Origin of the sequence: Promicromonospora sp. NPDC050880 (assembly GCF_044456525.1) — a bacterium.
Taxonomy (GTDB): Bacteria; Actinomycetota; Actinomycetes; order Actinomycetales; family Cellulomonadaceae; genus Promicromonospora.
In genome coordinates this window covers 86577-109315 of the sequence record NZ_JBITFV010000006.1, presented here as the reverse complement: position 1 = coordinate 109315, position 22739 = coordinate 86577, and the positions used below count along the sequence as shown (strand labels likewise).

The 22739-nt window shown below is 73.4% G+C and carries 23 protein-coding genes; 13 read left to right on the top strand and 10 right to left on the bottom strand.

The window, feature by feature from the left end; translation table 11 throughout:
• Positions 1 to 167: 167 nt before the first annotated feature.
• Genes ACIBBF_RS12815 through zapE form a run of 4 tightly spaced genes read left to right on the top strand, consistent with a single transcriptional unit; the run spans position 168 to position 2833 of the window.
• Positions 168 to 629 carry a DUF805 domain-containing protein gene (locus ACIBBF_RS12815; RefSeq protein ID WP_397413610.1) on the top strand — a complete coding sequence of 154 codons (462 nt, stop codon included), beginning with the start codon at positions 168 to 170 and terminating at the stop codon, positions 627 to 629.
• 9 nt (positions 630 to 638) lie between these two features.
• On the top strand, positions 639 to 1061 hold the full coding sequence (locus tag ACIBBF_RS12810; protein WP_397413608.1) for a DUF805 domain-containing protein: 423 nt from the start codon (positions 639 to 641) through the stop codon (positions 1059 to 1061).
• A gap of 15 nt (positions 1062 to 1076) precedes the next feature.
• Positions 1077 to 1730: an SDR family oxidoreductase gene (locus ACIBBF_RS12805; protein WP_397413607.1), complete on the top strand. Its 654-nt coding sequence runs from the start codon at positions 1077 to 1079 to the stop codon at positions 1728 to 1730.
• A gap of 53 nt (positions 1731 to 1783) precedes the next feature.
• Complete coding sequence (gene zapE / locus ACIBBF_RS12800; protein ID WP_397413606.1) at positions 1784 to 2833, top strand: cell division protein ZapE; 1050 nt, start codon at positions 1784 to 1786, stop codon at positions 2831 to 2833.
• A 9-nt stretch (positions 2834 to 2842) separates the two neighbouring features.
• Here zapE and ACIBBF_RS12795 read toward each other — a convergent pair whose 3' ends face one another.
• The 3 genes from ACIBBF_RS12795 to glgX all read right to left on the bottom strand — a co-directional run bounded on the left by ACIBBF_RS12795 (position 2843) and on the right by glgX (position 7857).
• Positions 2843 to 3802 carry a PPK2 family polyphosphate kinase gene (locus ACIBBF_RS12795; RefSeq protein WP_397413604.1) on the bottom strand — a complete coding sequence of 320 codons (960 nt, stop codon included), beginning with the start codon at positions 3800 to 3802 and terminating at the stop codon, positions 2843 to 2845.
• Positions 3803 to 3890: 88 nt separating this feature from the next.
• Positions 3891 to 5648 carry a hypothetical protein gene (locus tag ACIBBF_RS12790; protein ID WP_397413602.1) on the bottom strand — a complete coding sequence of 586 codons (1758 nt, stop codon included), beginning with the start codon at positions 5646 to 5648 and terminating at the stop codon, positions 3891 to 3893.
• A gap of 70 nt (positions 5649 to 5718) precedes the next feature.
• Positions 5719 to 7857 (bottom strand): glycogen debranching protein GlgX, encoded by a 2139-nt coding sequence (gene glgX, locus ACIBBF_RS12785; protein WP_397413601.1) that lies wholly within the window; start codon positions 7855 to 7857, stop codon positions 5719 to 5721.
• 140 nt (positions 7858 to 7997) lie between these two features.
• On the opposite strand from glgX, the gene ACIBBF_RS12780 reads away from it, so the two are divergent.
• Positions 7998 to 8243: a hypothetical protein gene (locus tag ACIBBF_RS12780; protein WP_397413600.1), complete on the top strand. Its 246-nt coding sequence runs from the start codon at positions 7998 to 8000 to the stop codon at positions 8241 to 8243.
• A gap of 16 nt (positions 8244 to 8259) precedes the next feature.
• Here the strand turns inward: ACIBBF_RS12780 and ACIBBF_RS12775 are convergent, their stop codons facing one another.
• The 4 genes from ACIBBF_RS12775 to ACIBBF_RS12760 form a co-directional block, all read right to left on the bottom strand.
• Positions 8260 to 8535 carry a hypothetical protein gene (locus tag ACIBBF_RS12775; protein ID WP_397413598.1) on the bottom strand — a complete coding sequence of 92 codons (276 nt, stop codon included), beginning with the start codon at positions 8533 to 8535 and terminating at the stop codon, positions 8260 to 8262.
• A gap of 19 nt (positions 8536 to 8554) precedes the next feature.
• Positions 8555 to 9733 carry a cystathionine gamma-synthase gene (locus ACIBBF_RS12770; protein WP_397413597.1) on the bottom strand — a complete coding sequence of 393 codons (1179 nt, stop codon included), beginning with the start codon at positions 9731 to 9733 and terminating at the stop codon, positions 8555 to 8557.
• Between the two features lie 44 nt (positions 9734 to 9777).
• On the bottom strand, positions 9778 to 11145 hold the full coding sequence (locus ACIBBF_RS12765; protein ID WP_397413595.1) for a cystathionine beta-synthase: 1368 nt from the start codon (positions 11143 to 11145) through the stop codon (positions 9778 to 9780).
• Between the two features lie 125 nt (positions 11146 to 11270).
• Positions 11271 to 11594 carry a DUF2277 domain-containing protein gene (locus ACIBBF_RS12760; RefSeq protein WP_182617119.1) on the bottom strand — a complete coding sequence of 108 codons (324 nt, stop codon included), beginning with the start codon at positions 11592 to 11594 and terminating at the stop codon, positions 11271 to 11273.
• Between the two features lie 105 nt (positions 11595 to 11699).
• Here ACIBBF_RS12760 and ACIBBF_RS12755 point away from each other — a divergent pair, with 105 nt between their 5' ends.
• The 5 genes from ACIBBF_RS12755 (at position 11700) to ACIBBF_RS12735 (ending at position 16611) form a co-directional block, all read left to right on the top strand.
• Positions 11700 to 12395 (top strand): FadR/GntR family transcriptional regulator, encoded by a 696-nt coding sequence (locus ACIBBF_RS12755; protein ID WP_397413594.1) that lies wholly within the window; start codon positions 11700 to 11702, stop codon positions 12393 to 12395.
• Positions 12392 to 13159 carry a creatininase family protein gene (locus ACIBBF_RS12750; RefSeq protein WP_397413593.1) on the top strand — a complete coding sequence of 256 codons (768 nt, stop codon included), beginning with the start codon at positions 12392 to 12394 and terminating at the stop codon, positions 13157 to 13159. The genes ACIBBF_RS12755 and ACIBBF_RS12750 overlap by 4 nt, the downstream gene beginning before the upstream one ends.
• A gap of 95 nt (positions 13160 to 13254) precedes the next feature.
• Positions 13255 to 14292 (top strand): alpha/beta hydrolase family esterase, encoded by a 1038-nt coding sequence (locus tag ACIBBF_RS12745; protein WP_397413592.1) that lies wholly within the window; start codon positions 13255 to 13257, stop codon positions 14290 to 14292.
• A complete protein-coding gene (locus ACIBBF_RS12740; RefSeq protein WP_397413591.1) occupies positions 14289 to 15833 on the top strand; it encodes an AbgT family transporter in 1545 nt (514 codons plus the stop codon). The genes ACIBBF_RS12745 and ACIBBF_RS12740 overlap by 4 nt, the downstream gene beginning before the upstream one ends.
• 61 nt (positions 15834 to 15894) lie before the next feature.
• Entirely contained in the window at positions 15895 to 16611 is a 717-nt protein-coding gene (locus ACIBBF_RS12735; protein WP_397413589.1) for a DUF1361 domain-containing protein, read from the top strand.
• A 22-nt stretch (positions 16612 to 16633) separates the two neighbouring features.
• Here ACIBBF_RS12735 and ACIBBF_RS12730 read toward each other — a convergent pair whose 3' ends face one another.
• Both ACIBBF_RS12730 and ACIBBF_RS12725 read right to left on the bottom strand, forming a co-directional pair.
• Positions 16634 to 17836, bottom strand: a complete 1203-nt coding sequence (locus tag ACIBBF_RS12730) for a sialidase family protein (RefSeq protein WP_397413588.1) — start codon at positions 17834 to 17836, stop codon at positions 16634 to 16636.
• 105 nt (positions 17837 to 17941) lie between these two features.
• Positions 17942 to 18880, bottom strand: coding sequence for an AraC family transcriptional regulator (locus ACIBBF_RS12725; RefSeq protein ID WP_397413586.1), 939 nt, complete (start codon positions 18878 to 18880; stop codon positions 17942 to 17944).
• 74 nt (positions 18881 to 18954) lie between these two features.
• Between ACIBBF_RS12725 and ACIBBF_RS12720 the strand changes: the two genes are divergently transcribed.
• The 3 genes from ACIBBF_RS12720 to gap all read left to right on the top strand — a co-directional run bounded on the left by ACIBBF_RS12720 (position 18955) and on the right by gap (position 22105).
• Positions 18955 to 19983: an SDR family NAD(P)-dependent oxidoreductase gene (locus tag ACIBBF_RS12720; protein WP_397413584.1), complete on the top strand. Its 1029-nt coding sequence runs from the start codon at positions 18955 to 18957 to the stop codon at positions 19981 to 19983.
• A 26-nt stretch (positions 19984 to 20009) separates the two neighbouring features.
• Positions 20010 to 20966, top strand: a complete 957-nt coding sequence (locus tag ACIBBF_RS12715; protein WP_397413583.1) for a GlxA family transcriptional regulator — start codon at positions 20010 to 20012, stop codon at positions 20964 to 20966.
• Positions 20967 to 21106: 140 nt separating this feature from the next.
• A complete protein-coding gene (gene gap, locus ACIBBF_RS12710; protein ID WP_397413582.1) occupies positions 21107 to 22105 on the top strand; it encodes a type I glyceraldehyde-3-phosphate dehydrogenase in 999 nt (332 codons plus the stop codon).
• A 3-nt stretch (positions 22106 to 22108) separates the two neighbouring features.
• On the opposite strand, the gene ACIBBF_RS12705 is transcribed toward gap, so the two are convergent.
• Positions 22109 to 22585 (bottom strand): protein-tyrosine phosphatase family protein, encoded by a 477-nt coding sequence (locus ACIBBF_RS12705; RefSeq protein WP_397413581.1) that lies wholly within the window; start codon positions 22583 to 22585, stop codon positions 22109 to 22111.
• Between the last annotated feature and the right edge of the window lie 154 nt (positions 22586 to 22739).

Below are 22739 nucleotides of genomic sequence, written 5' to 3'. Positions count from 1 at the left end.
CGACGCCCAGGTCATCCCGGTGACCTGGGCGTCGGCACGTCCGGGGCGTTTTCATCCATGGGGAGTTCTGCCCTTTTTCACACTTGTGCGCCGCGCGGGGCATCGGGACACTATGTGCGCACTTGCCGGAGATTTCCGGCACAAAACGTGAGAGAGGCTTCTTCCTGATGTCGTTCATCGAGTCCATCCGGACCGTGCTGTCGAAGTACGCGACGTTCGGCGGCCGTGCCCGCCGGTCCGAGTTCTGGTGGTACTACCTGGCCTACGGGATCCTGATGGCCGTGCTGTACTTCGCGCTGATCGTCCCGGGCCTCACCGAGTACACGACGGCCACCATGGAGTACGCCATGGCTGGTGACCCGTCCGCCGCGGTGCCGACCATGCCCGGCTCGCTCGCGACCGGCTACCTGGTCGTGTCGCTCGTCGCGCTCGGCCTGCTCCTGCCGACGCTCGCCGTGGTCGTCCGCCGCCTGCACGACACCGGCAAGTCGGGTGCCCTCGCGTTCCTGCTGCTGATCCCGGTCGTCAACGTGATCCTGCTCATCGTCTGGGGCGCGTCCGCCGGCACCCCCGGCCCGAACCAGTTCGGCCCCGACCCCAAGGCCGTGGAGCAGGTCCCGGCCGCCTGAGGCCCGCCCATGAGCATCATCGACTCCGTCCGGACCTGCCTGCGCCGGTACGCCGTGTTCAGCGGCCGGGCCCGGGCCTCGGAGTACTGGTTCTTCTACCTCGCGCTGGCGATCGTGAACGCCGTGATCTTCGTGGCGCTGCTGATCCCCGCCCTGGTCACGATGGACCCGGTCACGCAGGAGCCGGGAGTGCTCGGGTCGATCGGCTCGACGCTCCTGGGTCTCGTCGTGCTGGGCACGTTCGTGCCGCTGCTGGCCGCGGGCGTGCGTCGTCTGCACGACACGGGCAGGTCCGGCTGGTTCTACCTGCTGTGCCTGGTCCCGTTCGTGGGCGGCATCGTGATCATCGTGCTGCTCGCCCTGCCGGGCGAGCCCGGGCCCAACCGGTTCGGGCCCGACCCGCGGTCCGTGCCGCAGCAGGTCGCGGCCTGACCTAGTCTGGGCCGCATGAGCCTCGCCCGCCCCGTCCTCGTCGTCGGGGCGGGCGGTTTCGTCGGCAGCCGGGTCGCACGCGGCCTGGCTGCCGACGGCCGTCCGGTCCTCGCGGCGTCCCGCCACCCGCTGCCCGACGGCGCCTCGCGCGCCGGTCTCGTCGCCGTCCGCTACGACGCCGCCGCCGACCTGGCCGCCGCCGTCCGCGCCGCCTGCGCGGACGCCGGGACCCCGCTGCCCGGGGCCGTCGTGGCGTCGATCGGCGGCTGGCACAAGGGCGCGGCCCTGCTGGACACCGACCCGGACGACTGGTCCGCGACGCTGGCCTCCCACCTCACCGCGCACCTCGACGTCGCCCGCGCGCTCGTGCCCCTCCTGGAGCCCGGTGACCCCTACGTGGTGCTCAACGGCGCCGCGGCTCGCGAGGCCATGGCCGGCTCCGGCGCCATCAGCGTGACCGGCGCCGGGCTGGCGATGCTGGTCCAGGTGCTGCGTCTGGAGGCCGCGCAGACGCCGGCGCCGCGCTTCCACGAGCTCGTCGTCGACCACGCCGTCGCGGGCGACGACCGCAACGAGGACCCGGCCCAGACCCGCACCCCGGCCCAGGTGGTGCGCGCCCTCGGCGAGGTGCTGGACGACCCGGGCGCGCCCGCCGTCGTGCACGTGTGACGTTGCTCTCGTGGCAGGTCACCGGCGGTGCGCCGCCGGTAACCTACTGATTCGTGACAGCCGCTCCCACCACCGAGACCCACCCTCTCGCCACCGCCCTGACCGCGGTCAGGCCGCAGGTCCCCGTCGACCGGCTCGTCACCGATCTTGTCCCGCCACGCCACTTCGCCCGGGCCCGCTTCGCCACCTACCGCGCCAACCCGGCGCACCCCAGCCAGGGCCGCGCGCTGGCCCGGCTCCAGGAGATCGCCGAGCAGGTCGCGGCCCCGCGGCGCGGCCTCTTCGCGCGGCGCAAGGCCGCCCCGGCGGTCTACCTCGACGGTGGCTTCGGCGTGGGCAAGACCCACCTGCTCACCTCCCTCGCGCACGCCGTCGGCGAGGCGCTCGGCACCGACGCCGTCGCCTACGGCACCTTCGTGGAGTACACCAACCTGGTGGGCGCGCTCGGCTTCCGGCCCACGGTCGAGGCGCTCGGCGCCAAGAAGCTCGTCTGCATCGACGAGTTCGAGCTCGACGACGCCGGCGACACCACCCTCATGTCGCGCCTGATGCGTGAGCTCGCCGACCGGGGCGTCGCCCTGGCCGCGACGTCGAACACGCTGCCCGGCGCGCTGGGCGAGGGGCGGTTCGCCGCCCAGGACTTCCAGCGCGAGATCAAGGCGCTGTCCGACCGGTTCGAGACCCTCCGTGTGGACGGCGAGGACTACCGCCACCGCGACGTCGTCACCGACACCGAGCCGCTGACCGAGGCCGAGGTCACCGCCGCGGCGGCGGCCCGCCCCGGCACCACCCTCGACACGTTCGACGACCTGCTGGCCCACCTCGCCACCGTGCACCCCAGCCGCTACGGCGCGCTGCTCGACGGCGTCACCGCCGTCGCGCTGACGGGTGTGCACCCCGTGACGGCGCAGGCCGTGGCGCTGCGCCTGGTGGTGCTGGTGGACCGTCTCTACGACCGCGACGTGCCGGTGCTGCTGGGCGGCGACGGCGACACCCGGACCCTGTTCACGCCGGAGATGCTCGCGAGCGGCTACCGCAAGAAGTACTACCGCGCCCTGTCCCGCCTGGGCGCCCTCGCGGAAGAGGGCCGCGCCCTGGTCTGACCGGGTCCGTCAGGTGGCGGCGAGGCGGGCCTTCTCCGCCTCCACGTCGAAGTCCGCGGGTGGCCAGGACAGGTCCAGGGAACGCAGCGCCGTGCCCAGGAGCTCCGTGACCGCCAGCCGGGCGTACCACTTGCGGTCCGCGGGGACGGCGTACCACGGCGCCACGTCGGTGGAGGTGCGGTCCAGGAGCTCCTGATAGGCAGCCAGGTACTCGGGGAGCTTGAGGCGCACGTCGATGTCGCTCGGGTTGTACTTCCAGTGCTTGTCCGGCCGGTCCAGCCGCTCGGCCAGCCGCGCCTTCTGCTCGTCGGGCGACACGAACAGCGCCACCTTCACGATCAGCGTGCCCGACGCCGCCACCTCCGCCTCGAACTCGTTGAGCTCGCGGAAGTGCCTGCGCCAGGTCCGTACCGGCTCCAGGCGGTCCACCCGGACCACCAGGACCTGCTCGTGGTGGGACCGGTCGAAGACCCCGAGGTAGCCCGGCCGGGGCAGCGCGTTGCGCACGCGCCACAGGTACCCGTGCTCCTTCTCCTCGGCGGTGGGAACGCCGAAGCCGCGGTGCATCACGCCCTGCGGGTCCACCATGCCCACCACGTGCCGCACGATGCCGCCCTTGCCCGACGTGTCCAGCCCCTGCAGCACGAGCAGCACCGACCGGTCGCCACCCGTGCGGCCGTGCGCGAACAGGCGCTCCTGGAGGTCGGCGAGCTCGGTGGCGCGGGCGGCCATGAGCGCCTCGCCGTCCTGCTTCCGGCCCGCCCAGCCGGGTGTCGACGCCGGGTCCAGGGCGCTCAGGTCGGTGCCGCGCGTCCAGCGCAGCGCCTCCGTGGCCGGGGTGGTCCAGAGGGAGCCGGGCGTCCGCGGCGTCGTCGCCTGCGCGGCCTCGGCCGTCAGCGCCTTGTTCTTCGGGGCCTTGTTCTTCGGGGACTTCGTCTTTGAGCCCTTGGCCTTCGGAGCCTTCGCCATCGGTGCCTCCTCGCCCCCGTCCCGCGGCTGCGGGGCGGGCCGGTCCCGGGTGCGGCCGGTGCGACCGTCCCGGGACCAGGTTCCCAGGTCAGCTCTCGGCGCGCAGCACGGCCGTCATCCGCGGGGGCACGGTGAGGGTGTCGCCCACGAGGCGCGTGGCGCCCGGCTCCCAGGCCGCGGCCAGCCGGAACGCCCCGGGCAGCGGCGCCCGGACCGCGCCGTCGGCGGGCCGCAGCAGGCTGCCCAGGCGCAGCGCGGCGAGGCCGTGGCCGGTGTTGAGCACGAACGCGAGGCTGCCGCGCAGCACCGCGATCACGGACCGGTCGGCGGTGGAGCGGATCTCCAGCGGCAGGTCCAGCTCGTCGGTCACGGCGTGCCGGATCTCGATCAGCTCGCGTGCCCACCGCACCAGCCGCCGCTCGTTCTCGTTGCGGGGCACCACCGGCGCGTGCACGGTGTCCAGCACGAGGGGGTTGCCCGCGAGGATCACCGTGGCCAGCACGCTCGCACGGATGTCCACGTCGTCCACGGCCAGCAGGGCCGTGGCCGGGCTCTCCTCGCCGGTCCACGGGACGGTGAGCTGCGTCGCGGGCAGCCGCGTGATGTCCTCGACCACGCTCGCGCCGGCCCGGACGCGGCTGCGGCGCCCGCCGTTCTGCCGGGTCGCGCGGCGTACCGACGGGTGCACCAGGTCGGCGAGCATCTGCAGCGCCTGGATGTCCTCGTCCTTGCCCGGGCCGGACAGGATGCGCAGCAGGATCGAGGTGAGCCGGTCGCTGCGGCCGGGGCCGTCCACGAGCAGGCTGAACCGGCGGTCGAGCTGTTCGCCCAGACCCACCACGTAGTCCGCCAGCTCACCCAGGAACGGGTTGGGGGAGCGGTCCACGAGCGCGTCGACGTCCAGCACCAGGCCGTCCACGTGGTACTCGCGCAGCCAGTGCCGCGCGTCGTCGACCAGGAAGTCGCGCGGGCCGCGGCTGCCGCTGCCGTCGAGGTTGATGCGGTCGCCCACGTAGTCCGTGCGGACGGTCGGGGCCGACGGCACCTTGCCGGCCCGGGTGCCGATGCTCGGCACCTGCCCGGTGCGGAGCTGGATGGGTCCGGTGCGGGGCCGGTCCAGCGGCACCTGTCCCGTCCGGGGGCGCATCGCCTGCAGGGCGTGGTCGCCGGCGTCGCCCAGGTCCGAGCGCGGCGGCCGCGGGCGGCCGCCGCCCATCAGATAGGGGCCGTACGCCTCCAGGCCGAGCTCCTCGGCCACGGCCCAGCGGTACGGGATGTCGAGCACGACGGCCAGACCCGCGGCGTGCGCGGCATCGACGAACCGCTGCAGCGCCCGCGGGCCGCCGTAGGGCTCGTGCACCGAGTACAGGCGCACACCGCGCGACGGGCCGCGGGCCGGGTCGAACGCCGCGACGGGCGCGAGCTCGATGCCGTGCACGCCCAGCTCCGCGACCGTCGGCAGCAGCGCCGCGGCGGCGTCGAGGGTGCCCTCGGGTGTGAACGTCTCGACGTCCACGTGCATGAGCACGCTCGTGGACAGGTCGGGCGGGGACCACGTGCCGTCGGTCCACTCGAAGGCGGGGTCGAAGACCCTCGTGGGCCCGTGGATGCCCTGCGGCAGCCACACGCTGCGCGGGTCGGGCAGCAGCGGCCCGCCGTCCACGGAGTAGCCGTAGTCGGTGCCGTGCCCGAGCACGCTGTCGGCGCCCCAGTACCCCGGCTCGCCGGCCCCCACGAGGCGCAGCGGCATGTGCTCCGGTTCCTCGTAGGGGTCGTACGGCACCAGTACCTCGATGATGCGGGCGCGCGGGGCCCACACCACCGGTCTGGGCCCGGGAACAGGCATGTCAGGCCCAGGTCGGGGCGGTGGTGTGGTTCCCCCGGTTCCACTCCTCGGTCCGGTCACGGCCGACAGCCTAGCCCGCTGTCCGGGATGGGCGAGTCAGTACCACCACGCTGTGGGCCGTCACGGACAGACCCGTGCCGGCCTCCAGCACCGTGCCGGGCTCCGCGCTGCCGTCCGTGTCCAGCACCACGGTCCACTCCGGGCCGTACGCGACAGGTGGCAGGGTGAAGTCCAGGGCGCCGGAGTGGGCGTTGAGCAGGAGCAGGAACGAGTCGTCGACCACCGCCTCGCCCCGGGACCCGGTCTCCGTGATCGCGTCACCGTTGAGGAACACGGTCACCGTGCGGGCGTAGGACTGGTGCCAGTCCGTGTCGTCCATGCGGGCGCCGGTCAGGTCGAGCCACTCGATGTCGGCCGGGCCCTGCGCGGCCGCCCCGGCCACCTGTCCGTCGAAGAACCGCCGGCGGTGCAGGATCGGGTGGTCGCGGCGCAGCCGGACCGCGTGCCGGGCGAACTCCAGCAGCGCCCTGCGCTCGTCGTCGAGCTCCCAGTCCATCCAGGTGAGCTCGTTGTCCTGGCAGTAGGCGTTGTTGTTGCCGTCCTGCGTACGTGCCAGCTCGTCGCCGTGGGCGATCATCGGCACGCCCTGGCTGAGCATGAGCGTCACCAGGAGGTTGCGGCGCTGGCGGGCGCGCAGCTCGCGGACCTCCGGGTCGTCCGTGGGGCCTTCGACGCCGCAGTTCCAGGACCGGTTGTGGTTCTCGCCGTCCTGGTTGTCCTCCCCGTTGGCCTCGTTGTGCTTGCGCTCGTAGGAGGTGAGGTCGGCGAGCGTGAAGCCGTCGTGCGCCGTGACGAAGTTGATGGACGCGCTCGGGAACCGGCCGGAGTGCTCGTACAGGTCGCTGGAGCCCGTCAGCCGCGAGGCGAACTCCGGCAGCGTGGCGGGCTCGCCGCGCCAGAAGTCGCGCACCGTGTCCCGGTACCGGCCGTTCCACTCGGTCCACAGCGGCGGGAACCCGCCCACCTGGTAGCCGCCGTCTCCCAGGTCCCACGGTTCGGCGATGAGCTTGACCTGGGAGATCACCGGGTCCTGGTGCACGATGTCGAAGAACGCGCTCAGCCGGTCCACCTCGTGGAACTGCCGGGCCAGCGTGGCCGCCAGGTCGAAGCGGAAGCCGTCGACGTGCATCTCCTCGACCCAGTAGCGCAGCGAGTCCATGATGAGCTGCAGCACGGCGGGGGAGCGCATGAGCAGCGAGTTGCCGGTGCCGGTGGTGTCGAAGTAGTGCGCGTCGTCGCCGTCGACCAGCCGGTAGTAGGCGGCGTTGTCGATGCCCCGGAAGCCCAGGGTGGGGCCCAGGTGGTTGCCCTCGGCGGTGTGGTTGTAGACCACGTCGAGCAGCACCTCGATGCCCGCCTCGTGCATCGCCTTGACCATGGCCTTGAACTCCATGACCTGCTGGCCGCGGCTGCCGTACCCGGCGTACCCGTTGTGCGGCGCGAAGAACCCGATGGTGTTGTAGCCCCAGTAGTTGGTCAGGCCCTTGGCCGCCAGCGACGGGTCGGTGACGAACTGGTGCACGGGCATGAGCTCGACGGCGGTGACCCCGAGCTTCGTCAGGTGCTCGATCACGGCGGGGTGGGCCAGCCCGGCGTAGGTGCCGCGCAGCTCGTCCGGCACGTCGGGGTGGCGCATCGTGAGGCCCTTGACGTGCGCCTCGTAGATCACCGTCTCGTGGTACGGCGTGGCCGGCGGTCGGTCGTGCCCCCAGTCGAAGAACGGGTTGACCACCACGGAGACCATGGTGTGGCCCAGGGAGTCGGCGCCGTCCGGCGTCGTGCCCGTGGTGGCCTGCTCCACGTCGTCGAACGGGTAGGAGAACAGGGACGGGTCGCCGTCGAGGTCGCCGTCCACGGCCTTGGCGTACGGGTCCAGCAGGAGCTTGGCCGGGTTGCACCGGTGGCCCGACGCCGGGTCGTACGGCCCGTGCACGCGGTACCCGTACCGCGTCCCGGGGCCGACGCCGGGCAGGTAGACGTGCCACACGTGCGCGTCCGTCTCGGTGACCTCGACGCGGGTCTCGGTGTCGTCGTCCGCCAGCAGGCAGAGCTCGACGCGTTGTGCCACCGACGTGAAGAGCGCGAAGTTGGTCCCCGTGCCGTCGAACGTGGCGCCGAGGGGGTAGGGGCGCCCTGGCCAGGTCTGCATCGGACGATCATGACACCACCCGTCGCCGGACGGGGGGAGATGTCGTGGTAGGCGTGCCGTGCTCGTGGAGGCTTGGCGGGGATTCGAAATACTGTGCCAAGCGGATGCGAACAGGCCCCGGTTCCTGCGAGGATGGGGCCATGATCACGGGGGAACCCCAGTCCGCCGCCGAGCCCGTCGAGTCAGCTCCGACCGACCTGATCGACGAGTCCAACGCCTCCTACGCCCACATCGCGCCGCCGGCGGTCCGCCGCGTCGCGACCCGCCGCGGCCTGCTCGGGGGCGGTGACGTCTCCAAGGCGCCCCGCAACCTCGCCGGCTGCGAGCTCGACCTGATCTCAGGAGCGTCCAGCGGCGTCTCCTGGGACGACCCGGAAGAGCTCTGACCGAACGCCTGGCGGCTCAGCGCGGACGCCGCGCCGGGTCGACGGGGATGAGCCGCGGCATGCCCGCGGGCGCCACCTCGCTCAGTGCCAGGTAGCGCGCCTCGGCGCGGTGCAGCCGGATGTGCTCGTCGAGCGACCACTGCGGCCCGTTGGTGAGCGTCATGCCGCAGGAGCAGTCGATCTCCTCCCGGTCGCCCGGCAGGTTCCGCACGAGCCCCACGGTGACGTGCGCGGCGCGGGCGTCGGCCTTGGCGCGGTGCATGGCGGCACTCACGGGCGCGTGTTCGGTCACGGCCCCACCCTACGTGCACTCAACGCACGGAACCGTGGGTGTGGTCGAGGGCCTGGAGCACGTCGTCCAGCAGGTCCGTCACGTCCTCCAGGCCCACCGACAGGCGCACGATCGACGGCGAGACCTCCGCCTCCGTGCCGCGCACCGACGCGTGGGTCATCGCGCTCGGGTAGTTGACCAGCGACTCGACGCCGCCGAGCGACTCGGCCAGCAGGAACACCTGCGTCGACTCGGCGAACGTGCGGGCTGCCGCCTCGCCGCCCGCCAGCTCCAGCGAGATCATGCCGCCGAACCGCGACATCTGGTGGGCGGCGATCTTGTGCCCCGGGTGGTCCGGCAGGCCCGGGTACAGCACGCGCGCGACGGCGGGGTGGTGCACCAGCCGCTCGGCGAGCGTCTGGGCGGTCTCGGAGTGCCGCTGCATGCGCACGGACAGCGTCTTGATGCCGCGGGTGGTCAGGAACGCGTCGAACGGGCTGGACACCGCGCCCGCGGCGAACTGCACGTAGCGCACCTGCTCCGCGAGCTCGTCGGCCCCGTCCTTGACGACGACGGCGCCGCCCACCACGTCGGAGTGCCCGCCGAGGTACTTGGTCGTGGAGTGCACCACCACGTCGGCGCCCAGGTCGAGCGGGCGCTGCAGCGCGGGGGAGGCGAACGTGTTGTCGACCACCAGCAGCAGGTCGTTCTCGTGCGCCAGCCCGGCGAGCGCGGGGATGTCGCTGATCTTCATCAGCGGGTTCGACGGCGTCTCGACCCACAGCACCTTGGACTCCGGGCGGATCGCGGCGCGTACGGCGTCGAGGTCGGCGGTGTCCACGGTCGTGTGCGCCACGCCCGCCCTGCCGTGCACGGTACGGATCAGGCGGTGCGTGCCGCCGTAGACGTCGTTCGGCACCAGCACGTGGTCCCCGGGTGCGACGACGGCGCGCAGCAGCGCGTCCTCGGCGGCCAGGCCGGACGCGAACGAGATGCCGTGCGCACCGCCCTCGATCGCCGCGAGCTGCTCCTCCAGCGCGGTGCGGGTGGGATTGCCGCCGCGCGAGTACTCGTAGCCGCCGCGCAGGTTGCCGATGCCGTCCTGCGCGTAGGTGGAGGTGACGTGGATGGCGGGGATCGCGTCGCCCGTGGCCGGGTCGGAGTGCTGTCCCGCATGGATCGCGAGGGTGTCGAACCGGCTGGGCCTGGCGTCGTTCATGGTGGTCTCTCTTCGAGGTCGTGGTCGTGCGGTGGGGGCGGCCGTCAGACCGCGAGGTAGTCGAGCAGGTCGGAGCGGGAGACGACGCCGAGGGCCTTGCCCCCGTCGGTCACCAGCAGCGCCGTCTCGTCGGCGAGCGCGGCGCGCAGCGTGCCGACGGGCTCGTTGACGCCGATGAGCTGCAGGGGGCGGCCGATGAGCCCGCCCACCTCGTCCGACAGGTTCGCCTTGCCGGCGAACACCCCGTCGAGCAGCTCGTCCTCGTGCACGGCGCCGGCGATCTCGCCGAGCACCACGGGTGGTTCCGCGGTCAGCACGAGCAGCTGCGAGACGCCGGACCGGGTCATCCGGTCGATCGCGTCGCGCACCGTGTCGGTCTGGTGCACGTAGAGCAGGGGCGGGGTGCGGTCGGCCTTGGCGGCCAGCACGTCCGCGACGGTGTGGTCCTCGATGGCGGGCGCGAACCCGTAGGACCGCATCCAGGTGTCGTTGAAGATCTTGCCGAGGTAGCCGCGGCCGCCGTCGGGCAGCAGGACCACCACGACGTCGTCCTCGGTCAGGTCGCGCGCCGCCTTGAGGGCCGCGACCACGGCCATGCCGCTGGAGCCGCCCACGAGGATGCCCTCCTCGCGGGCGAGCCGGCGGGTCATCGCGAAGGACTCGGCGTCGGTCACCGCGATGATCTCGTGCGGCACGCTCGGGTCGTAGGCGGACGGCCAGAAGTCCTCGCCCACGCCCTCGACCAGGTAGGGGCGGCCGGTGCCGCCGGAGTAGACGGACCCCTCGGGGTCGGCGCCGATGATGCGCACCTTCTCGCCCGAGACCTCGCGCAGGTAGCGGCCGGTGCCGGTGATGGTGCCACCGGTGCCGACGCCCGCCACGAAGTGGGTCACGCGCCCGTCGGTGTCGCGCCAGATCTCGGGGCCGGTGGTCTCGTAGTGCGACCGGGGACCGTTGGGGTTGGAGTACTGGTCGGGCTTGAAGGCGCCCGGGATCTCGCGCACCAGCCGGTCGCTCACCGAGTAGTAGGACTCGGGGCTGTCGGGGGCGACCGCCGTCGGCGTCACGACCACCTCGGCGCCGTACGCGGTCAGCACGTTGCGCTTGTCCTCGCCCACCTTGTCCGGCAGCACGAAGACGCAGCGGTAGCCGCGCTGCTGGGCCACCAGGGCGAGACCGACGCCGGTGTTGCCCGAGGTGGGCTCCACGATGGTGCCGCCGGGCTTCAGCTTCCCCTCGCGTTCGGCAGCGTCGATGATGCGGCCCGCGATGCGGTCCTTGGAGGACCCGCCGGGGTTGAGGTACTCGAGCTTGACCAGCACCGTGGCACTGGTGACGCCCTCGGTCACGTGGCTGAGCCGGACCAGGGGGGTGTTGCCGACGAGGTCAACGACAGAATTGACGTACTGCACCTGTTTCTCTTCCTGTTCTGCACGCGCGACGGCGCGCGCGGGGGACTGACGGACCGGGGTGGGTGGTCAGTGACAGCGACAGGAGAGGGGTGCGAGCACGTCGCAACTGTAGCGGCGCGGACCGCTCAGTGCGAGTGCGCGATGCCCAGCTCGTGCATCCGCTCGTGCTCCTCACGCTCCTTGATGCGCTGCGCGATGCGCGCCTGGACCTCCGCGCGGCGCAGCGGCGGCACGGTCTTGGGCGGCTGACGGCGTTCGGGCAGCTCGTCGAGCAGGCGGGTCACGATGTCCGCGATCTCGGCTGTGGCCCGCTCCACCGGGTCCCGCGTGGCGTCGCTCACCTTGGTCACGCCCGTGACCTTGCGCACGAACTGCAGGGCGGCGGCGGTGATCTCCTCGTCGGTGGCGGCCGGTTCCAGGCCGCGCAGCGTGGTGATGTTTCGGCACATGCTGACGACGGTACGCCGGACGGCGGCCGCGGGGGAGGGGCCGGCCGTCGGGCCACGCTCGACCAGGGTTGACCTGCGGTTGGTTAAGTGATTTAGTCACTTGCCATGACTCAAGGTAGAGCCTCCTTCTCCGAGCAGCTCGCGGACGACATCGTGCAGCTCATCCGCTCCGAGAGCCTCGGCCCCGGCGACGTGCTGGAGTCCTCCCGCGAGCTGGCCAAGCGGTTCGCCGTCACCACCCCCACGGTCCGGGAGGCCCTGCGGCGGCTGGAGGCCACCGGCGTGGTCGAGCTGCGGCACGGCTCCGGCACGTACATCGGCCCCGGGATCGAGCGGTCGGTGCTGGCCAACCCGCACCGGCCGCACATCACCCGGGCCTCGGTGATCGAGCTGGTCGAGGCCCGCCTGGTCATCGAGCCCGGCGTCGCGGTCCTGGCGGCGAGCGCCCGCGACGCCGCCGCGCTGCAGCGGCTGGAGGCGGCGACGGCCACGGCGTTGCAGCCGCCGGTGCACGGGTACCGGCCGGCGCTGAACTTCCACGTGGAGCTGGCGGCGGCGTCGGGCAACGGGCTGCTGCGCGAGACCGTGGAGGCGCTGCTGCACGTGCGCGCCACGGAGCAGACCGAGATCCGGTTCCGGTACGACGACCGGCAGCGGGACCAGGCCGAGCATCTGGAGATCCTGTCCGCGGTGCGGGACGGTGACGGTCCGGCGGCCGAGCGGCTGGTCCGGGCGCACCTGACCACGATCCGGGAGTCCCTGGAGGCCGCGGACTTCGATGAGCCCGGGGCGACGTCGTGACCGCGTCGGACGTGCTGGCCGAGATGACCACCCGGGAGGCCGCCGACGCCGCCGCCCGGGGCACGATCGTGCTGATCCCGGCGGGTGCGCTGGAGCAGCACGGGCCGGGCATGGCCCTCGGGACCGACCTGGTGCGCGCGGAGGGGGTGGTGGCGCAGGTCGCCGCCAACCTGTCCGGCCGGGTGGTGGTGGGCCCGTCGATCCCCGTGGGGGTCTCGCCGCACCACATGGCGTTCCCGGGCACGGTCACGCTGACCACGACGACGTTCGCCGCCGTGGTGCGCGAGTACGTGACGAGCCTGCACCGGCACGGCTGGACCAGGTTCCTGGTGGTCACCGGGCACGGCGGCAACAACGCGACCCTGACCACGGTGGCGCAGGACCTGCTGGTGTCCCTCCCGGGGGTCCAGCTCGCCTGGTCGCCGCTGACGTCGCTCGCCGGCGACGCCGTGGCCGCCATGGCCCCGAGCGCGGTGCACGGCCACTCCGGCGAGGCCGAGACCGCGCAGATGCTGCACCTCGCACCGCACCTGGTGCACACCGACCGTCTCGAGCCGGGTACCACGACCCCGGACCAGCTCGACGACGTCTCCCGGACGGCGCGCCACCACGCGCAGCCCGCCCTGACCCTGCCGTACGACCGCCTCAGCCCGAACGGCGTGCTCGGCGACCCTCGCCGGGCCACGGCGGAGGACGGCGCCGCGATCGTCACGGCGATGGTCGCCCGCATCACGACCTTCCTGGAGGAGTGGCTGGCCGCCTAGCGCCCACCTGCTCCGACCCCCACGACGCACCTGGCCGCCAGGTGCCGGCTCCGCCCTGCCCGCAGACCGCGGGCGGGCCCGCAGAAAGGACTCGCATGTCAACGACGACAGCACCACACCGACACCCCGCACGGTTCAGGCGCCCTGCACGCCTCGGCGCGGCGCTCCTGGCCGCCGTGGCGCTCGCGGCCTCCGGGCTGGCCGGTGCGACCACGGCAGCCGCCGGGCCCGCCCCGGCCCCGTCCGGGGTCGTGCGGTCCGCCGGGTGCGGCGCGGACCCCGGCCAGGCGCCGGGCACCAGCGTGCTGCGCACCCTGGTCAGCGGCGGGCGGGAGCGCACCGTCCAGCTCCACCTGCCGGACGGCTACCGGAGCGACCGGGCCTGGCCCGTCGTGCTCGTGTTCCACGGACGGGGCAACACGGGCGCCGGGACCGAGGCGTTCTCGGGTCTCGACGCCCTGCCGGCGATCGTCGCGTACGGCAACGGCGTGGTCGGCACCGGCGACGGTGACCGCCAGGCCTGGGAGGGTGCGCCCTACTCGGCGCCCGGCGTCGACGACGTCGCCTACACGAACGACCTGCTCGACACCCTGGAGTCCGGCCTGTGCGTGGACACCCGGCGCGTGTACGCGACCGGCAAGTCGAACGGCGCGGGGTTCACGGCGATCCTGGCGTGCGAGCTGTCGCACCGGATCGCCGCGATCGCGCCGGTGGCGGCCGCGCTGTACGGCACGGGTCACCCCACCTGCGCGCCGGAGCGACCGGTCCCGGTCATCGACTTCCACGGCACCGACGACGCCACCATCCCGTACGACGGCGACGCCGGGCGCGGCCTGCCCGCGATCCCGGTCTGGGTGGACGGCTGGGCGGCGCGCAACGGCTGCGACCCGCGGCCCGACGCCGAGGAGACGGCATCCGACGTGACCACCACCCGCTGGACCGGCTGCCGTGCGGGTGCCGAGGTGACGCACGTGGCGGTCCTGGGCGGCGGCCACACGTGGCCCGGGGAGGACAGCTACTCCGGCGGCGGGTACGCCACGCACAGCATCGAGGCCCACGAGGTGATGTGGGAGTTCCTGCGGGACGAGCGGCTGCCGCTGCGGTCCGCCGGAGCCACGGGGGTGGCGTCATGACCGCCACGTCCACGTCGCCCAGCGGGCAGGACCGCCTGCCCGCCGTCCTGCGGGTGCTCGCCGTCGTCGAACGGCTCGGCAACGCGCTGCCGCACCCGTTCTGGCTGTTCTGGATCCTCGCGGCGATCCTCGGCGTGACCAGCGCCGGGCTCGCGGCGGCGGGCGTCTCCGTGGTCTCGCCGGCCGACGGCGAGACCGTCGTGGTGCAGAACCTGCTCAGCGGTGCGGGCCTGGCGATGGCCGTGTCCACGGCGGTGGACAACTTCGCGACGTTCGGGCCGATGGGCACCATCGTGGCCGTGATCATGGGCGTCGCCATCGCGGAGCGCACCGGGTTCCTGGCGGCGGCCATGAAGGTCTCCGTGTCCCGCGTGCCCGTGTCCTGGGTGGTGTTCGCCGTCGCGTTCGCCGGCACGGTCTCCCACGTCGCGAGCGCCGCCGCGTACATCATCCTGGTGCCGCTCGGCGGGCTCGCGTTCCGGGCCGTCGGCAAGTCGCCGATCCTCGGCGTCGTCGTGGCCTACACGTCCATCGCGTCCGGCTACGACGCGAGCCCGGTGCCGACGCCGAACGACGCGATCTTCGCCGGCATCACCACGGAGGCCGCGCGGATCATCGACCCCGCGGCGTACGTCTCCCCGGTGAGCAACTGGTTCTTCAACATCGGGTCCTCGCTGCTGCTGGCGATCGTGATCACGCTGGTCACCAACCTGGTGCTCGCCAAGCGCCCGGACCTGGACGCCGACCCCGACGCCGACCTGGACGACGTCGAGGGGCTGGAGCTGTCGGCCCGCGACCGGTCCGCGCTGCGCGCGGCGCTGCTGTCCGGGCTGGGCGCGGTCCTGGTGGTCGCCGCGGTGGTGCTGCCGCCGGCGTCGCCGCTGCGGGGCGGGGGCGGGAGCCTGACCGAGTCACCGTTCCTGGACGGCATCGCGGCGATCGTGGCCGTGCTGTTCGCGCTGGTCGGCATCGTGTACGGGTGGCGGTCCGGGGCGATCACGGCGGCCGGGGACGTGCCGCGGCTGATGGCCGAGGGTGTGCGGCAGATGGCGCCGGTGCTGGTGCTGTTCTTCGCCATCGCCCAGTTCCTCGCGTACTTCGACTGGACGCACATCGGTGACGTCATCGCGGTGAGCTCCGCCGAGGCGCTGGAGAGCAGCGGGGTGCCCATCTGGGTGGTGTTCCTGGCGATCCTCGCGCTGCTGTCCGTGGTCAACGTGCTGGTCACCAGCGGGTCGGCGATGTGGGCCATCGCGGCGCCGATCGTGGTGCCGATGCTCATGCTGCTGGACGTGCCCGCCGAGACCACGCAGGCGCTCTTCCGCATCGCCGACTCCGGGTCCACGGCGATCACGCCGATGAGCCCGTACTTCGTCATGGCGCTCGGGTTCCTGCAGCGGTACCGCAAGGACGCCGGCATCGGCACCCTGGCCTCGTACACGCTGCCGCTGGCCGTGTGCATGACGCTCGCCTGGACGCTGCTGTTCTTCGCCTGGTGGGGACTCGGCATCCCGCTCGGGCCGGGTGCGCCCGTGCGGTGACCGGGCCCGGCTCGTGGCCCCGTCGCGCGCGGCGGCGGGGCCACGGCGAGGATGAGCGGTGATGAACGCGATCCTGCTGCTGCCCCTGGGCCTGGTCCTGCTCAACGTCTTCGCGCTGGCCCTGGTGTTCCTGCGGGCACCGCTGTTCCGGCTGCCGGTGTACTGGCCGATGGTCCTCAACGTGGGGCTGTCCGTCGCGCCCGCCGTGGTGCTCGGCATCGGGCTGGCCCTGATGCTCGCGGTCATGGCCTTCGTGCCGAGCCAGGCGCTCCTGCTCACGGTGATCGCCGTGGTGCTCGTCGTGTGGGTGCTGCTGCTGCCCAACGCGGCCTACCTGGTGACCGAGCTGAACTTCTCCCACCGGCGGCCCACCGACGACCCGGCGCCGCTGTGGTACGACATCGTGATGGTGCTCGCCCTGGCCCTGTCCGGGGTGCTGAACACGCTGTCGAACGTGCTGCTGGTGCAGCTCGCCTACATCATGATCGTGCGGCCCAACGACGACGACCCCTACCGGCACCCCGACTCCTGGCTGCTGGTCGGGGTCACGCTCGTGCTGGTGAGCGTGGGCATCTACCTCGGGCGCTACGTGCGGTTCAACACCTGGGACCTGCTGCACCCGGCCTCGTTCGCCCGCAAGCTCGCCGGGCACCTGAGAGTGCCGGCGAACCTGCGGGCGCTCGGGGGGTTCGTCGTCGTGCACACGCTGTTCCTCGGGGTGCTGTACCTGCTGATCGTCGCCCCCGTGATGGTGCTCGTGGCCGCCGTGAGCCGGTGAGCCCGAGACGTCGGGCCCGTCGTCAGTCCGGCAGGCCGGCGACCGCGAAGTACGTGGTGCAGGCGCCGCCCTCGGACTCGTAGCCGGTCGCCAGCTCCAGCACCTCGTCACGCTCGGGCATCGGCAGCAGGCTGGAGCTGTAGTTGGGGCAGTAGTTGTTCCACGGGTCGAGGATCGCGACCGGCGCCGCGGCCGTCGTCCACGGTGACTCCGGCGCGGCCTCGTTGGTCATGATCGTGGAACCGTTGCCGGGCAGCACCGCGCCGCCCGCCCCGTAGAGCATCTGGCCGACGGCGAGCAGCCGCCCGTCGGGGGTGCCGTCGTCGTACCAGCTCACGGTCGGGGCGTGCCGGAAGTGGGTGCCGTCGGCGGTGGCCACCCGGTGGCCGAGCTGGGCCGGGTCGCCCCAGCTCGTGCCGTCCGGGGAGCGTCGTACGTAGTGGCGGCAGTCCTGCCCCGGTCCGCAGATCTCGTAGCTCATGAGGTACGTGCCGTTCGGCAGGGTGCGCACCACGGGCATCCCGGGCCGCAGCGCGGGGTCGGCGGCGGCCACCACGTTCTCCAGCGGCCCCCAGGTGTGCCCGTCGGCCGAGACGGTCTGCACGAGCGTCTGGCTGTGCGTGGGCTGCTGGTTCTCGTCGGAGACGTACAGCACCAGGTCGCCGTCCGGGGTCACGGCGAACTCCGGCTCCCACAGGCCCTTCGTCCCTGCGGCCGTCGCCGCCGTCGAGACGTGCTCCCAGGTGCGGCCCTGGTCGCGGCTGGCCCAGACCGGCAGCGTCATGCGGCGGGTGGCCTCGTCCTGCTGCTGGCCCACGGACGCCGACCACAGCAGCGTGCCCGCCGGGAGGTCGCCCACCCGGCGCGGCAGCTCGAACAGGGTCGAGCAGCACAGGCCCTGCGCCGCGCCGGGGTCGGAGACGGTGCCGACCCGGTCGAAGGTGCGGCCGTCGTCGGTGCTGGCGAAGATCGCGCCGTGGCCCACGTCGCCCTCGAACGTGACCACGCTCGCGATGATCGTGCCGTCGGCCGCGCCCGAGTGCTCCAGCCGGATCGCACGCGGGTAGAGGGCGGCCCCGTCCATCAGCCGGGTGCCGTTCACCGCCCCGCCGGGTGGTGGCGCGGCGGTCCCTGTGGCCGTGGCCGGGACGACCGCGGTGGTCAGGGTGAGCGCGGCGAGCGCCAGGACGGTGAGCGTGGGCCGGAGGAAACGTCGTACGACCATGGGTGGTACCTCTCTGATCGGCACTGATCTGATCGACACTGGTCTCGGCGGCCACGGTAGTGACGAACCCACACTTGAGTCAACGTTGCACCACCCCCGGCGGGATCACGCCCGGACCCGGGTGCGGTACCGCAGCGGGGACTCGCCCACCTCCCGCTTGAACGCGGTGCTGAACGCGCTCTCCGACGCGTAGCCCAGCTCGGCCGCCAGCGCGCCGACGCGGACGTCCTGGTGCCGCAGGGCGCGCCGGGCGAGCAGCATGCGCCACCGGTTCAGGTACGCGACGGGCGGGATCCCCGCCACGGCGCGGAACCGTTGCGCGAACGACGTCCGCGACATCGCGGCGGCGCGGGACAGCTCCGTCAGGCCCCACGCCCGGGCCGGGTCGGCGTGCATGAGGCCGACGGCGGGGCGCAGCCGGTCGTCCGCCAGCAGCCGCAGCCAGCCCGCGGGCGGTCCGGCCGGGTCGCCCGCGGCCTCGTCCGTCGTCTGCTCGATGTAGGCCCGCAGCACCTCCAGCAGCAGGAGCTGCCCGTGCTGCCGGACGGCGAAGGCCGTGCCGACCCGGTTCCCGGTCACCTCGACGGACAGCCGGTGCAGGGTGCCGCGCAGGTTGGTCGCGGCCACCCCGGACCCGCGCACGTGGGCCAGCGGCGGGAGCGCCTGGCTCAGCAGCGCGTGCCCTGCGGGGTCGAGGTCGACATGACCGCCGATGACGACGTCGCGCGCGGCGCCCGCGGACCCCGGCGGCGGGAGGGTGGCGAAGTCGGCGTCCGGCACGACCTCGCGGGGCGGTCCGTCGCCCGTACCGCCCTCGGCCCGCAGCCACGTCCGCCCGTTCAGGACGGCGACGTCGCCGGGCCCCAGCGCGACGGGTCCGGCGCTGTCGGCGCTCAGGCGGGCGCGGCCGCTGACCACCGCGAAGAACTTGATGCCCTCGATCTCGGCGCGTGAGACCCACGGCCCGTGCACGGCGAACCCGCCCGACACGACCCCGCGCACCTCGACGAGGTCGAACACGGCGGAGAGCTGGTCCTCGATCACCTCCGTACTCTCGCGCAATAAATGCGCACTCACAAGTATTCAGAGTCCGCCTCCGCGGAGGCAGGGTGGTGACCATGCAGACAACACACCAGCAGCACCCCCTCGGCACCGGCTTCACCCCGGCCTCCACGGCCGACGACGTGCTGGCCGGGATCGACCTGACCGGCACGAACGTCGTCGTCACCGGCGGGCACAACGGCATCGGACGCGAGACCACCCGTGCGCTCGCCGCCGCCGGGGCCTCCGTCACCGTCGCGGCGCGCAACCCCGAGCGGGCCGCCGAGCAGCTCGCCGGCATCCCGCGCGTCGACACCGGGAGGCTGGACCTCATGGACCCGGCGTCGGTCGACGCGTTCGCCGCCTGGTACCTGGGCTCCGGCCGGCCGCTGCACGTGCTGGTCAACAACGCGGGCATCATGGCGGGGCCGCTGGTGCGCGACGCACGCGGCTACGAGTCCCAGTTCGCGACCAACCACCTGGGGCACTTCCAGCTCACCCTCGGCCTGCTGCCCGCGCTGCGCGCCGCGCACGGCGCCCGGGTGGTCAACCTGACCTCGGGCGGGCACCGCCTGTCCGGCATCCGGTGGGACGACCCGCACTTCACGGCGGGCTACGACGAGATGGGCATGCTCGCCTACGGTCAGTCCAAGACCGCGAACGTGCTCTTCGCGGTCGAGCTCGACCGGCGCTGGGCCGCCGACGGGATCCGCGGGTACGCGGTGCACCCCGGCATCGTCATGACCACCAACCTGGGCCCGTGGCTCGCCGAGGGCGAGCAGCGCACCCCGTGGCTGGACGACGACGCCCGGCGTGCCATGGGGCTGGTCGACGAGGCAGGCGAACCCGTCGTCGACCCGGACAACGAGAAGAAGACGGTCCAGCAGGGGGCGAGCACGAGCGTGTTCGCGGCCACGAGCCCGCTGCTGGCCGGGATCGGCGGCGTCTACCTCAAGGACAACGACGTCTCGCCCCTGGACCCCGAGCCCCAGGACATCGACTTCGCCACCGAGCAGAACCCGCCCGCCACGGTGGTGCCGCACGCGATCGACCCGGGGTCGGCGCGGCGGCTGTGGGCCCTCAGCGAGGAGCTGCTGGGCCGGTAGCCGGCGCCGCGCCTAGGATCGCTCGCGTGAGTGCTGCCCCGCGCAAGAACCACCAGATCGCGGTGCTCGTGCTGGAGGGCGCCAAGCCGCTCGACGTCGGCATCCCCGCGCAGGTGTTCTCCAACCGGCCGAGCATGCCCTACGAGGTGCGCGTGTGCGGGGCGGCGCCGGGCCTGGTGACCGGCGGCGACGGCCTCTCGTACCACGTCGCCGAGGGGCTGGCCGCGCTGGAGCGCGCCGACACCGTCTTCGTCCCCGGGTACCGCACGCCCGCGGACGCCGACCCGCCGGCCGTGGTCGTCGACGCGCTCCGCGCCGCGCACGCGCGCGGGGCGCGGCTGGCGGCGATCTCGACCGGTGCGTTCGCGCTCGCGGCGACCGGGCTGCTGGACGGCCGGCGTGCCACCACCCACTGGCACTACACCCGGGCCCTGCGCGAGCGGTACCCGCGCGTGCAGGTCGACGAGAACGTGCTGTTCGTGGACGAGGGCGGCGTGCTGACCTCGGCGGGTGCCGCCTCGGGGATCGACCTGTGCCTGCACCTGGTGCGGCGTGACCACGGCGTGGGGCTGTCCAACCACGTGGCCCGGCGGCTGGTGGCAGCGCCGTACCGCAGCGGGGGACAGGCGCAGTACGTGCCCCGCAGCGTGCCCGAACCGCTCGGCGACCTGTTCGCCGAGACGCGCGCGTGGGCGCTGGAGCACCTCGCCGAGCCGCTGACGCTGGAGACGCTCGCCGCCAACGCCCGGGTCTCGGCGCGCACGTTCTCGCGGCGGTTCGTCCAGGACACCGGCTACACGCCGATGCAGTGGGTGCTGCGGGCACGCGTGGACCTGGCCCGGGAGCTGCTGGAACGCAGCGACCTGGGCGTGGAGCAGATCGCGCACCGGGTGGGGCTCGGCACCGCGGCGAACCTGCGCCTGCACTTCCACCGGATCCTGGGCACATCGCCCACGGAGTACCGGCACACCTTCTCGGCGTGAGCGTGCGGCACAGGGGTGGCGAGATCCTTGCGGGTGGTGGCGAAGTGTCTGGCGGGATCCTTGCGCACCGGGGCGATCGAGCCGCTTTCGGGCCGTCCGCGTGCGACGGAGCATGGGTGCGACGAAAGGAAACGACACCCATGACCCGCATCGCCATCAACGGCTTCGGTCGCATCGGCCGCAACTCCCTGCGCGCCCTGCTGGAGCGTGACAGCACGCTCGAGGTGGTCGCCGTCAACGACCTCACCGCCCCCGACGCCCTCGCGCACCTGCTCAAGTACGACAGCTCGCTCGGCCGGCTCGGCCGTCCCGTCGAGGTCGACGGCGACGAGCTCGTCGTCGACGGCCGCCGCATCACGGTGCTCGCCGAGCGCGAGCCGGGCAAGCTGCCGTGGGCGGAGCTCGACGTCGACATCGTGCTGGAGTCCACCGGCCGGTTCACCTCCGCCGACGCCGCCCGCGCCCACCTCGACGCCGGGGCCCGGAAGGTGCTGGTCAGCGCCCCGTCGGCCGGCGCCGACGTCACGCTCGCCTACGGTGTGAACACCGACGCCTACGACCCGGCCGCGCACACGATCGTGTCGAACGCGTCGTGCACCACCAACGCCCTGGCGCCGCTCGCCTCCGTGCTGGACGACCTGGCGGGCATCGAGCACGGCTTCATGACCACCGTGCACGCCTACACCCAGGAGCAGAACCTCCAGGACGGGCCGCACCGCGACTGGCGCCGTGCCCGCGCCGCCGCCGTCAACATCGCCCCCACCACCACCGGTGCGGCCAAGGCGATCGGGCTGGTGCTCCCGGGCCTGGACGGCAAGCTGTCGGGCGACTCGATCCGCGTGCCCGTGCCGGTCGGCTCCCTCGTGGAGCTGAACACCACGGTCGCCCGCGAGGTCACCCGCGACGAGGTGCTCGCCGCGTACCGCGCCGCCGCCGACGGTCCTCTGGCCGGCATCCTCGACTACTCCGACGAGCCGCTGGTCTCCAGCGACATCACGGGCGAGGCGGCGTCGGCGATCTTCGACGCGGCCCTGGTCCGGGTCGAGGGCCGGCACGTCAAGGTCGTGGCCTGGTACGACAACGAGTGGGGCTTCTCGAACCGCGTGATCGACACGCTGGAGCTCCTGGCCCGCGGCTGACGCCTACCGGTCACGGGGGCGGACGGCGGTCCCGGTCTGCTCGGCCCACCGCCGCTGCCCCCGTGTCTCCACCGCGCGCCGGTGGTAGTGGGCGCGGACCCACGCCACCGCGTCGGTCGGCGCCACGCCGCTCAGGGTCGCCAGGACCGCGAGCGCCGTGCCCGTCCGGCCGACGCCCCCGTCGCAGGCGATCTCGACGCGCTCGGTCTCGGCCCTGGCGTGGGCCTGGCGCAGGGCGGCGAGGGCGTCGTCGGTCGAGTCCGGGAGGCGGAAGTCCCGCCAGCGGACCCAGCGGTACTCCCAGCCCTCGACCCGCGGGTCCGTGCCGCGCAGGTAGACGGCGAAGTCCGGGGCGGGCACGTCCCCGCGCGGCCGGCGCAGCCCGGTGCCCCGGACCCGTCGCCCGTCGGGCAGCTCGACGACGCCGTCGGTCAGGTTCCAGCGGCGGAGCTCCCGCTGCTCGCCGGCTGTGCTGTCCATGGGCTCAGGCTAGTGGGTGAGGTCTTCGGGCGAGGTCGGGGGGGGGGGGGGGGGGGCGCACCCGGGGGGGCCCCCCCCCCCCCCCCCCCCCCCCCCCCGCCGGCGCGGGGCGGGGGGGGCCCCCGCGCCCGCCCCCCCCCCCCCCCCCCGCGCC